Annotated in this window: 11 protein-coding genes; 7 read left to right on the forward strand and 4 right to left on the reverse strand. The window is 44.7% G+C overall.

Features of this window, described 5'->3' with window-relative positions:
* Positions 1-18 precede the first annotated feature (18 nt).
* The 3 genes from J5X92_RS07175 to J5X92_RS07185 all read left to right on the forward strand — a co-directional run bounded on the left by J5X92_RS07175 (position 19) and on the right by J5X92_RS07185 (position 2,223).
* Positions 19-996: a class 1 fructose-bisphosphatase gene (locus J5X92_RS07175; RefSeq protein WP_013785908.1), complete on the forward strand. Its 978-nt coding sequence runs from the start codon at positions 19-21 to the stop codon at positions 994-996.
* Positions 997-1,114: 118 nt separating this feature from the next.
* On the forward strand, positions 1,115-1,645 hold the full coding sequence (ppa, locus tag J5X92_RS07180; RefSeq protein WP_013785907.1) for an inorganic diphosphatase: 531 nt from the start codon (positions 1,115-1,117) through the stop codon (positions 1,643-1,645).
* Between the two features lie 95 nt (positions 1,646-1,740).
* Positions 1,741-2,223, forward strand: coding sequence for a DUF3299 domain-containing protein (locus J5X92_RS07185; protein ID WP_013785906.1), 483 nt, complete (start codon positions 1,741-1,743; stop codon positions 2,221-2,223).
* 93 nt (positions 2,224-2,316) lie between these two features.
* Here the strand turns inward: J5X92_RS07185 and J5X92_RS07190 are convergent, their stop codons facing one another.
* Positions 2,317-3,018 (reverse strand): 2OG-Fe(II) oxygenase, encoded by a 702-nt coding sequence (locus J5X92_RS07190; protein ID WP_013785905.1) that lies wholly within the window; start codon positions 3,016-3,018, stop codon positions 2,317-2,319.
* Positions 3,011-3,445, reverse strand: a complete 435-nt coding sequence (locus J5X92_RS07195) for a thioesterase family protein (RefSeq protein WP_013785904.1) — start codon at positions 3,443-3,445, stop codon at positions 3,011-3,013. The genes J5X92_RS07190 and J5X92_RS07195 overlap by 8 nt, the downstream gene beginning before the upstream one ends.
* Before the next feature lie 169 nt (positions 3,446-3,614).
* Between J5X92_RS07195 and J5X92_RS07200 the strand changes: the two genes are divergently transcribed.
* Entirely contained in the window at positions 3,615-5,114 is a 1,500-nt protein-coding gene (locus J5X92_RS07200) for an Hsp70 family protein (protein ID WP_208805197.1), read from the forward strand.
* Positions 5,115-5,229: 115 nt separating this feature from the next.
* Here J5X92_RS07200 and uvrA read toward each other — a convergent pair whose 3' ends face one another.
* A complete protein-coding gene (uvrA, locus tag J5X92_RS07205) occupies positions 5,230-8,064 on the reverse strand; it encodes an excinuclease ABC subunit UvrA (RefSeq protein ID WP_013785902.1) in 2,835 nt (944 codons plus the stop codon).
* 211 nt (positions 8,065-8,275) lie between these two features.
* On the opposite strand from uvrA, the gene J5X92_RS07210 reads away from it, so the two are divergent.
* The 3 genes from J5X92_RS07210 to J5X92_RS07220 are packed head-to-tail and all read left to right on the forward strand — an operon-like array spanning position 8,276 to position 11,154.
* The gene (locus J5X92_RS07210) at positions 8,276-9,616 is read left to right on the forward strand and encodes an MFS transporter (protein WP_013785901.1); all 1,341 of its coding nucleotides are present in this window, start codon (positions 8,276-8,278) and stop codon (positions 9,614-9,616) included.
* A 54-nt stretch (positions 9,617-9,670) separates the two neighbouring features.
* On the forward strand, positions 9,671-10,264 hold the full coding sequence (locus J5X92_RS07215) for a beta-phosphoglucomutase family hydrolase (protein WP_013785900.1): 594 nt from the start codon (positions 9,671-9,673) through the stop codon (positions 10,262-10,264).
* 29 nt (positions 10,265-10,293) lie between these two features.
* Positions 10,294-11,154 (forward strand): alpha/beta hydrolase, encoded by an 861-nt coding sequence (locus J5X92_RS07220; RefSeq protein ID WP_013785899.1) that lies wholly within the window; start codon positions 10,294-10,296, stop codon positions 11,152-11,154.
* A 371-nt stretch (positions 11,155-11,525) separates the two neighbouring features.
* Here J5X92_RS07220 and J5X92_RS07225 read toward each other — a convergent pair whose 3' ends face one another.
* Positions 11,526-12,527, reverse strand: coding sequence for a LacI family DNA-binding transcriptional regulator (locus tag J5X92_RS07225; protein WP_013785898.1), 1,002 nt, complete (start codon positions 12,525-12,527; stop codon positions 11,526-11,528).
* Positions 12,528-12,632 lie beyond the last annotated feature (105 nt).

The raw sequence follows: 12,632 nt of genomic DNA on the forward strand, positions 1-12,632 counted from the left end.
AAAAAAGGCTTAACTAAGATGAGACGTTTAAATTCCCAGTTGCAAGAAGATGGTGCCCCGTTAGAGCTGATCCTGCTCATAAGAACCTTGTTAGCGAGCTGTAAAGAAATTTCATTCCGAGTGAGTCAAGGTGCCCTTGCTGGCGTATTGGGTTCTACCTTGTCAGAAAACGTACAAGGTGAAACGCAAAAGAAGTTAGATGTAATTTCTAATCACATCATTAAAGATACGCTTCGTGAGTCGGGCTATGTAAAAGCCATTTCTTCAGAAGAAGAAGACGATGTTGTACCGTGCAACCCAGATGGTAATTATTTGGTGAGCTTCGATCCACTAGACGGCTCATCGAACACCGAAATTAACAGCTTAATTGGTACTATCTTCTCAATTACCCACGCCCCTCAGTGGATGGAGCCTGATGATCCATCAGCATTTCTTCAGCCAGGTACACAAATTGTGGCAGCAGGTTACGTACTTTATGGTCCGTCTACCATGCTTGCATTAACCACTGGCCGCGGCACTCATATTTATACATTAGATAAGACCCACGGTGGTTTCTTACTTACTCACCCTAATATTCAGGTGCCAGAGCAAACCACTGAATACTCGATTAACGCGTCAAATCAGCGTCACTGGGAACCGGCTATGCAAGCCTATATTGCTGACCTAATTGCAGGTAAAGATGGCCCTCGTGAGAAAAATTTCAACATGCGTTGGGTAGCAGCCATGGTCGGTGATATTCATCGTTTATTATGTCGCGGCGGTATTTTCATGTACCCCTACGATAAACGTGACCCATCTAAGCCAGGTAAATTGCGCTTACTGTATGAAGCAAACCCCATGGCCTTTTTGATGGAACAAGCCGGTGGTAAAGCGGAAACCGGTGCAGGGCGAATTCTTGAAGTCATGCCGGAAGAAATACATCAGCGCGTACCATGTATTATTGGTTCTAAAGAAGAAGTTGAAACCTGTTTAAGCTATTACGGTAAAAGTGAATAGAAATATTGCTAAATAAAGGCGGTTTTGCGTGTGATTAGCGCTAAACCGTTTTTATTTTGCCGCCGTCACCGTATACTTAGCGCCACATTTTTTAAAACATCATTGAAAGGACCTTAGAATGAGCTTGAATGATATTCCTGCGGGCAAGAACTTGCCTGAAGAAGTGAATGTAGTTATCGAAATTCCAGCACACGCTGACCCGGTAAAATACGAAGTAGACAAAGACTCAGGCGCTATGTTTGTTGACCGTTTCATGGCAACTTGCATGCACTACCCAACTAACTACGGTTATGTGCCTAACACCTTGTCTGAAGACGGTGACCCAGTTGACGTATTGGTAATGACGCCGTTCCCACTATTAGCGGGTTCAGTAATTCGTTGTCGTCCAATTGGTGTTTTGAACATGACTGATGAGTCAGGTAAAGACGCTAAAGTATTGGCAGTGCCAATCGACAAGCTTTCTACTATTTACCGTAAAGTGCAAGAAACTGAAGACGCACCTGAGTTGCTATTACAGCAAATCGAGCACTTCTTCTCTCATTACAAAGATCTTGAACCTGGTAAGTGGGTTAAGATTGACGGCTGGGCTGGCTCAGCAGCAGCGAAAGAAGAAATTGTCGCAAGCGTTAAGCGTTTCGAAGCAGAATAATTCACGCTGCTTACAAGACATGCTAAAAAGGGTCGGTGCTGGTAAGTACCGGCCCTTTTTATTTTAAGAGCGACCTTTTTATTTAAGTGAGTGTTATGTTGAAAGTCATGGGAAAGGCATTGGGTTTAGCCTTAGTCATATTACTTCCGGCGTTCTCAGCGTTTAGCGACGAAGAGCCTATTGAAGTGTATTGGGAAGATTTGGTACCAGAAGGGTTTAATGAACTTGCGCCTCCCGCCGTTCAGCACAATGGTGAAATGTCACAGTTGCAGCCAGATGCCCCAGTAGTTGATAAATTTGATGGTAAGCGGGTAAAAATTCCTGGCTTTGTGGTGCCCCTTGAAGGCACGCCTGAACTCACAACTGAATTTTTACTCGTGCCTTACTTTGGCGCTTGTATTCATGTACCGCCGCCTGCGTCGAATCAAATTGTGTACGTGACGTTTGAAGAGGGTATTCCTCTTGATAATATTTACGACGCGATATGGGTAACTGGCGAACTTACCACTGAAGGGTGGAAAGGTGATATCGCGTCGGTAGGGTATCGACTTAAAGGTATCGCGGTAAGTGCTTTTTAGGCCAGCGTAAGCGTTTAGGCGGGCCCAAGCACTTTTTATAGGCAGGGAAGCTCCTCATAGACTAAGAAGCTCCTTATAGGCAAAAAATATGGTCTAGCCTTGTGGTGTATAGATCTGTTCTGCGCGATTGAACAGCAGCCACGAGGTTAGAATGTACTTGTCGTTGCTTTTAGGTATTTGCCCACGGTGAGTATGGGTAAAATAAGCAGGGGCAATCACCATTCTGCCCGCTTTAGGCTTTACGGCTTTATCTTGATAATAAAATTCGGTTTCCCCACCATCTTCCACATCATTCAAATAAAACATAAACAGTAATACGCGATGCAAAGCTTCATTATGAGGTGCTTGCGGATAAACCTCTGAATGCCAGTAAGGATAACCGCCATTACCTGCACTGTAGCGTTGTGCGTTAATGTCGCCAATACGAAAAAGATAATTAACCAAGTTATGAAGGTTAGGTTTACCTACTTCTTCAAAGTTTTCACCGGTTAGTTTAACAGGCTCGCCGGTTTTTGGATGGCGAACGGTCAACCCTATTGGGCCTACCAACGCGTAATAATATTTCTCTATATACTTCACCAATTGCTCGCCTGTTAACTGCATGACCTGCTTAAACAAGTCAGCAAACTCAGGCTGTTGAGAAATAGATACATCAACACTACGCTTCTTATCTAAATCCACACCGCCGCCGGTTTTACCTTGAGTGAGGTTGGGGCTTTTTTCAAAGCGCGCGATGAGTTGGGTACACAATTCGGGAGATAAAACATCATCAATAACGTCAATTAAATCAGCCATTAGGTAGTGCCTTAAAGTGTGCCTGTAATGTCGCTTTTATATCGTCAGGGATAGGCGCCGAGCGCTGCTGCTGATAATCGAAATGTACCATAGTGGTAATGCCCGTTGAGCACAGATTCCCGTCTTGCCAAAGCTCTTGATACACATCGAACGCACTGTTCCCTAAACGACTGATAAACGTTTTTACGGTAACGGTTTTTCCGTAAAAAATTTGCGCAAGAAAATCGACTTTGTAGCTTGCTAAAATAAGCGGCCAGTTCTGTAAATCCATCGTCGGCGTAAATATTCTGAAGATAGGATCCCGCGCCGCTTCAAACCAGCTGACTAATGCGGTATTACTTACGTGTTGCAGGGCATCGGTCTCACAAAACCTAACTTCGAATGACATTTCCATAGGAATGATTTCTGATGGAGTGGCTACTGACATATTGCCTCTTATTTTTATCGTGATGTGTCCTCACTTTATCACGCTACATTGGGTTTTTCAGTAATCTGGCTCAACCTGAGCGGCCATTGGAAACGAAATTAAGATGAAAAGTGATCCCAGCGTGGTTTTAAATTACAATCTGCGCCAAATTTCTGATTAAACAATAATTATGACTGCAATTGGGATTGATTACGGTACCTCAAATTCTGAGGTGGTGTACTTTGATGGCGCTACCCATAGACATATAAAGCTCGACCCGTCACTTGAACAGGGTAATAAAATTCGCTCGTCTGTATTTATATACTTTGAGGATGAACTGCCGCCTCCGCCCGATGCCATGGTGGAAGCTAAAGTGTCGCAGTTGCAGCGTTTAATCAACGAGCAAATAGACAAAGCCAAGCAGGGCTATTACGACGCTAAAGACCCTAAAGAGCAGTCGCGCTATAGCAACCGCATTGAATCGCTTCGTGGTGAATACCATAACCGACCAGCGTTGCAACGAAAGGCCATTCAGCAACTTATGCATGCTATGTCGCTGGAAGAAATTCCATTATTGCGACTAGTAGAACACGGTAAGTTTGCCTTCGGTGAAGAAGGGTTTAAGCGCTTTTTAAAAATGCCTGATAAAGGCCGCCTAATTTACTCACCTAAAAACTTCTTAGGTGCATCTTTAGATGGTGACCAGAAAAAGGCATTTATTGGCATTATTGCCAAACAGCTAGCCTACTTTAAACAGTGTGCCGAAACCCAATTAGAAAAGCCTGTTTCATCGGTAGTTATAGGTCGCCCGGTTAAGTTTCACGGTACCCGTGGTGAAGTAGGCAATACCCAAGCCATTCAGATTATGACTGAAGCTGCATCTAACGCCGGCTTTAGTAAAATTAACTTTTTGGATGAGCCCATTGCGGCGGCGTATAAAATTGAGCAGACATTACCCCGCGATACCACCGCGCTTATTGTGGATATTGGCGGTGGTACCACAGACATCTGTTGTATTAATCTTTCGCCTGAACGCAATAACCAACTGGATAGAAAGCAAGATGTGCTATCGGTAACGGGAAGACGCTTAGGCGGCATGGATTGTGATAAGAGTTTGTTGCTGAAAGTGGTTGCGCCTGAAATGGGAATGGGGCTTAAAATGATTAATGGCCTGCCTATTCCCCCTACTTATTATTCAGATATGTGTGCGGTTGATAATATCCCTGCACTTACTCGGTTCTTCTCTGATGATTACGGCCTAGAGATTTCTCAAACCATGTCAGTAACCAAGCACCCAGAACAATTAGAGCGTTTACTGCTAGTACAAGAAAACAAATTGTCGGCGCGGGTGGTTAACTCGGTGAGAATGGCAAAAGAACTGCTTTCTAGCAAAGACAAGATCACCTTACCGCTACATTACATTGAAGATGATTTTGATGTAAACATTAGTACCGAAGACCTAAAAAGCGCATTAAAGCCGTGGTTAAGTAAGGTAAAAGCGTTAGTGGTGGAGTGTTTAGTGAAAAGCAGCGCGGCACCCGAGGTAGTAATGGTTACCGGTGGTATGAGCTTATCGCCTATTATTATCGACGCACTGTATGAAGAGCTACTGACCGGATTGCCTCGGTTAGAGAACGATGCGTTTAACTCGGTGTGCGAAGGCTTGGCTATTCAGGCATTTAAGTTTTAAAGCGTGGTCAGTTAAGTACCTAAGTATTTAACCGAACTACATAAGAAACTACATAAAAAACGCGCCGAAATGGCGCGTTTTTTTGTTTTGATACTAAGCCTTTATGCTCGTAAGCTTAGGCTTGTGCTTCAAGCATCGGCTTTAAGAAGCGGCCGGTATGAGACACTGTAGATTCAGCCACCAACTCAGGCGTACCTTCAGCAATAATTTGACCACCACCTGAACCACCTTCTGGGCCCAAATCGATGATCCAGTCGGCAGTTTTAATCACATCAAGATTGTGCTCAATAACTACCACTGTGTTGCCATGGTCACGGAGTCGGTGCAGTACGGCGAGTAACTGTTTGATATCGTGGAAGTGAAGCCCAGTGGTGGGTTCATCCAAAATATACAGCGTTTGGCCGGTATCGCGTTTCGACAATTCCTTGGCTAACTTAACCCGCTGTGCTTCACCGCCTGATAACGTCGTGGCTGCTTGCCCTAAACGAATATAAGCCAAACCTACTTCTTTTAAGGTTTGCAGTTTGCGGGCAATGGCCGGAATGGGGTCGAAGAAATCTCGAGCATCTTCTACCGTCATTTCTAGCACTTCATGAATGTTTTTGTCTTTGTATTTTACTTCTAAGGTTTCACGGTTGTAGCGTTTACCCATACAAACGTCGCAGGGCACGTACACATCAGGCAAGAAGTGCATTTCTACTTTAATCACACCGTCGCCCTGACACGCTTCACAACGACCGCCTTTCACGTTGAAACTAAAGCGTCCTGGCTTGTAACCGCGAGAGCGCGCTTCCTGCGTTCCGGCGAATATTTCACGAATAGGCGTGAAAATTCCAGCGTAAGTTGCAGGGTTAGAACGGGGCGTTCTGCCAATAGGGCTTTGGTCAATATCGACCACTTTATCGAGCTGATCTAACCCTGTCATTGAGGTATAAGGGGCAGGCTCAGAAGTAGTGGCTTTGTTTAATTCGCAGTGGGCGATTTTATAGAACGTATCGTTAATAAGGGTCGATTTACCTGAACCAGAAACCCCGGTTACGCAGGTCATCACGCCCATAGGCACTCGCAAGTCTACCGACTTCAAGTTGTTACCTGTGGCGCCTTTTAATTCCAACCATTTATCATCTTTAATGGGGGTGCGAACTTCAGGTATAACTATTTTTTCACGGCCAGATAAGTACTTTCCAGTAAGTGAGTCTTCACTTGCTAGAATGTCTTCAAGCTGACCTTCGGCAATAATCTCTCCGCCATGTACACCGGCTCCAGGGCCAATATCCACGATATAATCGGCTTCACGAATGGCGTCTTCATCATGCTCAACCACCAATACCGTGTTACCTAAATCACGCAAGTGTCTTAGGGTTTTCAATAAGCGTTCGTTGTCTCTTTGGTGAAGCCCAATAGAGGGTTCATCAAGAACATACATTACGCCAACTAGCCCAGCACCAATTTGGCTAGCAAGGCGAATACGCTGTGCTTCACCGCCTGACAAAGTATCGGCGCTGCGCGAAAGGGATAAGTAGTTCAAACCAACGTTAACCAAAAAGCGTAAACGGTCGAGAATTTCTTTTAGAATTTTCTCTGCAATTTGCGCTTTCTGGCCTGTTAGCGATAAATTTTCGAAAAAATCATAGGCATCAGCAATCGATTTTTCTGCAATGGTGGGCAGAGTCGTGCCTTCAATAAACACATTACGGGCTTCTACACGCAGGCGTGTGCCGTTACAGCTGCTGCAATGCTGCTGGCTTAGATATTTAGCAAGCTCTTCACGCACCGCGTTAGACTCAGTTTCCCGATAGCGGCGCTCCATATTCGGAATAATGCCTTCAAACGGGTGCTTACGCTCCATCACATCGCCGCGTTCGTTAATGTATTTAAACGCTAACGACTTACCTTTAGAGCCATACAACACGATGTCTTTGTGCTTATCGTCTAACTCGCCAAAGGGGCCTGTAAGGTCGAATTCGTAATGGTCGGCAACCGATTGCAGCATCTGGAAATAGTAATAGCTACGTTTGTCCCAACCACGAACCGCACCGCCTGCAAGACTTAACTCGTCGTTACCCACCACACGTGTTGGGTCGAAAAACTGTCTTGTGCCTAAACCATCACAGGTTGGGCACGCCCCGGCAGGGTTGTTGAACGAGAACAATCTAGGCTCTAATTCACTAATACTGTAACCACAGTGTGGGCAGGCGAAGTTAGCTGAAAATACAATTTCTTCAGCATCGCTATTGTCCATGTCGGCTACAAGCGCATTCCCACCAGCCAACGCTAATGCGGTTTCAAATGATTCAGATAAACGCAATGCAAGGTCGTCACGCACTTTAAAGCGGTCTACTACCACTTCGATAGTATGCTTTTTATGTAAATCTAACGGCGGTGGATCGGACAGGTCACATACATCGCCATCTATTCGCGCTCGAATAAAACCTTGGGCAGACAAATTCTGCAGGGTTTTTAAATGTTCACCTTTACGTTCTTTCACGATAGGCGCCAGCAGCATTAACTTGCTGCCTTCTGGCATTGCCAGCACCTTATCTACCATCTGGCTCACGGTTTGTGCGTCTAGCGGCACATCGTGGTCAGGGCATCGTGGCGTGCCAACACGGGCAAACATCAAACGAAGGTAATCGTAAATTTCGGTAATAGTACCCACAGTAGAACGCGGGTTATGCGACGTTGATTTTTGCTCAATGGATATAGCTGGCGACAAACCTTCTATATGATCAACATCAGGTTTTTCCATCATAGACAAAAACTGACGAGCATACGCAGACAACGACTCAACGTAACGACGTTGGCCTTCTGCGTATAGGGTATCGAATGCTAAAGACGATTTACCTGAGCCTGAAAGCCCAGTTATCACTACCAGCTTGTCTCGGGGCAGTGTTAAATCGATATTTTTCAAATTGTGGGTGCGAGCACCGCGTATCTCGATTTTATCCATTGAAGCCTAAGTGCGAAAAAAAGAATCAGTATGCCATAGTCGTCAAGCAAATTGATATTGCATTGCATGATCAAGTTATACTGATTGGCTATCAATGAGATCACCTTAAGATTACATTAATCGATTATTGCGAACGTGGGCAGCTTATCAATATATGCTACACTTCGCGCCCACACTATCTGTCAGACTGATTTAGAGGAACGGTACAGCTTTGAACGCTTTGGAATTGCGCGCCTCGCTAGCGCTTGCATCTGTTTATGTACTTCGCATGCTGGGATTATTTATGGTGATGCCGGTATTAGCCGTCGCTGCTATGGATTATTCAGATTACTCGCCACTAATGGTGGGGTTAGCGGTGGGTGGATACGGTTTAACACAGGCTGCTTTGCAAATTCCAATGGGTATGATGTCTGATAAATGGGGTCGCAAGCCCGTTATTTTGTTCGGATTGGCTGTATTTGCGTTCGGTAGCTTCGTGGCGGCTAACGCTGATACCATGGCCTGGCTTATCGTTGGGCGTATATTGCAAGGAGCAGGCGCTATCGCTGGTGCGATTATGGCATTAGCCACCGACGTTAGCCGTGAAAGCCAGCGGGCAAAGGTATTGGCTATCATCGGTATTGCTATTGGTTTTTCTTTTTATATGGCTGTGTTGCTAGGGCCATTAATTGCTAACAATTGGGGTTTAGCTGGTATTTTCGCTATTACCGGTATGTTAGCTATTGTTTGTATGCCTCTAGTGCAATGGGTTGTGCCAAACGGTGAAATACTCAGTAGCGGCGATACGTTACCCCAAAAGGGTCAACTTAAACGCTTGGTGTTCTCTTCACAGCTTTGGCGTTTAAACGTCAGTGTGCTTATTTTGCACATGCTTATCACTTTGCTATTTGTACAACTTCCCTTAACGTTACTGCATTTCGACATGGCCCTTGATACCCATTGGACCGTGTATTTACCGGTATTAGGTATTTCTGTGGTGGGGCTAGTCATAATGATGGGAATGGCCCGAGGTCGCACGCCGAAATCCTTTCTATTTTTCGCCGTGGTGCTGATGGGCAGTGCGTTTGCAGCCCTTGCCATGAAAGACCATAGCTGGTGGGTAACTACAGCAGCTGTTGTACTGTTTTTCACTGGGTTTAACTATTTAGAAGCGAACTTTCCTTCTCTTGTTTCCAGTATCGCGCCAGCGGGTCAAAAAGGCACTGCCATGGGGATTTATGCTAGCTTCCAGTTCTTCGGCGCTTTTTTAGGTGGCATGTTATCTGGCTTTGTGACCGATATTTGGACACCTGATATTGCCTATATGATTGGGGCGGTAAGCACGTTGATTTGGCTGTATATTATTTGGGGGCTTAAGGAAGTAAGCCGCGTTAAGCGTGTCATGATGAACGGTAGCTTTACTGAACAGCAGCAAAACGCGTTAGAGAAAAATATTTCTTTGGTTCCAGGTGTTTTAGAGGTGACTTTAAATAGTCAAAATGGCACGGTATATTTAAAAGTAAATCGAGATTTCGATGCTACCCAAGCTAGAGCGGTAATTGATAGCGCTTAGTAGAAAACATATTGGCTTTCATTGCCTAGAATAACGAACGTAAGGAGTGCGACCGTGATAGATTTATCGTCTTTTAAAGGCATTATTTTTGATATGGATGGCACCCTAGTCGATTCAATGGGCAGACATATCAATGCGTGGCAAGTGACTTGTGAAGTATTCGGCTACCCTTTTGATGCCAATTACATCCACAGTTTAGGCGGCGTACCAACACTCGAGACCGTCGAGATGTTGAATGCTAAATACAATATACAAAACGATGTCGAAGAAGTGGCAGGTTTTAAAAAGCGTGCCTCAGAAAAGTTACCCGATATCCCTATGTTAATTCCAGATACCCTCGCCGTATTTAACCATTACATTAAAAGTCATCCAATTTCTGTGGGCACCGGCTCTGACAGACAACATGCTGAGTGGTTATTAAGTCATCATAATATTATCGATCAATTGAAAGTATTGGTCACCGCCGATGATGTCAAAAACGGCAAACCCCACCCAGAAACCTTCCTAATGGCTGCAGAAGCAATGCATGTTGCGCCAGAAGATTGTGTAGTATTTGAAGATACTGAAATGGGTCAACGGGCAGCGTTAGATGCAGGAATGACATGTGTTATGGTAAAAGACGGTAAGATAGTAAATTCATTGGTGTAAGCAAACACGTAGTCAACAAGGATTGTGATATGACATTTTCAAAAATATTCACTGTGGCTGTTATGTCATTGGGCTTGGCCGCCTGCGCGATTAATGTAACCCCAAGCGCTTTTTTTCATCAAGACAACCAAATAAAACCACTGACTACCACAAAGCTACATGCCGCCATCGAGCAAGACAAAACTTCAGCTGGGATTACTCGCGTAGAAATTGATAATGAGCAAGGCCTCACCTTAAGAGGTGTAGCGGTGTCGTATGCTGAACCTGTGGTGAATATTGTTTTTTACGCCGATAACCGTATGCCGGTGAGTGAAAACAACAGCGTGTTGCATCGCTTAGGTAAGATTCCAGCGAATATTCTTTGGATGGATTACCAAGGTGTGGGTGCCAGTGAGAAATCTGAAAAGCTCAGCATTAATGCGATTAAAGCCGATGCATTAACTGTTTTTGATTACGCCGAAGGTATATTCGATAAGTCACTGCCCACTATTGTGCATGGCAGAGGCGTGGGCAGCTATTTCGCAAGCTATGTGGCGGCAAACAAACCTATTGGCGGGCTAGTGCTCGATGGGGCGTTTAACGACATATCCGATCTTATTGCCAATATGGTGCCTGGGTTTTCTAATTCACTAACCAGCATGAAACTTCACCCTGAAGTACATTTAATGCAAATAGCGCCTATTTTGCGACATTACGAAGGCCCATTGTGGTTATTGGTAGGCGAGAAAGACGTCATCACCCCATTTGAAATCAGCAAGCAGTTATTAGCGACTGCCGCGAGTGATGCAAAGTACATTAGCGTGGTACCCGGTGCTACCCATAACGCCACGCTGAAACACGACTTTGCGATAGAAGAATATCAAAGGTTCATCAGCCATATAAGCCCGTAGAATCAAGGTTTATCACACTTTCAGACCTGTGGATAAAGTGTGGATCAAGTTGTTGGTAACTCCCTAAGTTTATAAATCTACTATAAGATCGTGATCTTCCTAGACTAACTGGTCAGATCACGTTAGCTCAATTAAATCAAGGGCTGTAGCAAGTTTATTTTAGATCGGTTGATAAGTAGATCTTTAGCGGTGTAAGGATCGCTAGTAGCAGGGGATTGGGGATAAATATTTTCGCTAACAGATCAAGCTCAGTAAGTTGTCAAGATCTGTCATCCATGAAATTTTCTAACAGATAGTGTCTTACCTTCATAATTTTTACCTATTTATAAAGGTAAGAACCTAACCACATACCAAGTCAAGAAAACAGCGTGCTAGACCCGTACAACCGAGTCACGTTTAACGATAGTGGGCGTGTATTTAAAGGTGAGGCCTTCTTCAGGTTTAGCCCCAGCAGCGTATTTCAGTGCAAGTTCTGCCGCTTTTGCTGCCATCATTTCTATGGGGTAACGTAAGGTTGTCAATTTAGGGCGACAATATTTAGCTAACAACACATCATCATAGCCCATCACCGACACTTGCTCGGGTACGGCAATGCCATGGTCTTGTAACATGGTCATTGCCCCAGAGGCCATTGCATCGTTATAGGCAAGCACCGCAGTAAATTCAGCGCCAGTAGCGAGTAAGTTCTGCATGGCTAATTCACCACCTTCTTGATCTGGGGTCGCATACTCAATCATGCTTTCAGGTAAGGAAAGCTTGGCTGCTTCGACAGCGTTTACGATGCCTTCTAGTCTGTGGTTAGGATCATCAATGCGGTATTGGCTGCTAATGACCGCCAAATTCTTGTGTCCTTGATTGATAGCGTGTTCAGCCATCAGGCGTCCACCGGTTACGTTATCTAACCAAACGCAGCGATTAGCAATTTCAGGAATATAGCGGTTGATTAATACAAATCCAGGTACTTGCTTAGCAAAGTCGATAAGGGTTTTATCGTCTAACGCTTTACTGTGAACCACCATGGCTTCAACGCGGTGTTCCAACAAAATTTCGATGGCACGCAGTTCGGTTTCTTTTTCTATCGAGCCCGCACTTAACAGGATTTGAACGTTATTCTTGCGAGTAACGGTTTCAACACCATGGGCAAGCATAGCGAAAAAAGGGTCGTGAAGTTCAGCTAATACTACGCCTAGCGACGCACTGCGCTTAGTCACCAAAGCTCTGGCATTAGCATTGGGTCTATAACCCATTTCTTCCATGATGAGCTTAACCCGTTGACGAGTATCTTTGCCAACTTTAGGGCCGTTATTTATAACGCGTGAAACGGTTGCAAGCGATACACCTGCAGCCTGAGCAATGTCTTTAATCGTAGCCATACAAAAAAATTAGCAATTATTATTAGGTTATAGAAGTGAAGACACGCAGTTTAGATTGGCCGGTAAGCACTTTTGCGACTCAATTTAGCCATATTGGCTGCAACT

The sequence above is a fragment of the Alteromonas sp. K632G genome (genome assembly GCF_017653625.1).
Classification (GTDB): Bacteria; Pseudomonadota; Gammaproteobacteria; order Enterobacterales; family Alteromonadaceae; genus Alteromonas; species Alteromonas naphthalenivorans.

Bases quoted from the DNA above. Each gene is read 5' to 3' on its own strand.
- J5X92_RS07175 (WP_013785908.1), top strand. From the start codon at position 19: ATGAGACGTTTAAATTCCCAGTTGCAAGAAGATGGTGCCCCGTTAGAG.
- ppa (WP_013785907.1), top strand. From the start codon at position 1,115: ATGAGCTTGAATGATATTCCTGCGGGCAAGAACTTGCCTGAAGAAGTG.
- J5X92_RS07185 (WP_013785906.1), top strand. From the start codon at position 1,741: ATGTTGAAAGTCATGGGAAAGGCATTGGGTTTAGCCTTAGTCATATTA.
- J5X92_RS07190 (WP_013785905.1), bottom strand. From the start codon at position 3,018: ATGGCTGATTTAATTGACGTTATTGATGATGTTTTATCTCCCGAATTG.
- J5X92_RS07195 (WP_013785904.1), bottom strand. From the start codon at position 3,445: ATGTCAGTAGCCACTCCATCAGAAATCATTCCTATGGAAATGTCATTC.
- J5X92_RS07200 (WP_208805197.1), top strand. From the start codon at position 3,615: ATGACTGCAATTGGGATTGATTACGGTACCTCAAATTCTGAGGTGGTG.
- uvrA (WP_013785902.1), bottom strand. From the start codon at position 8,064: ATGGATAAAATCGAGATACGCGGTGCTCGCACCCACAATTTGAAAAAT.
- J5X92_RS07220 (WP_013785899.1), top strand. From the start codon at position 10,294: ATGACATTTTCAAAAATATTCACTGTGGCTGTTATGTCATTGGGCTTG.
- J5X92_RS07225 (WP_013785898.1), bottom strand. From the start codon at position 12,527: ATGGCTACGATTAAAGACATTGCTCAGGCTGCAGGTGTATCGCTTGCA.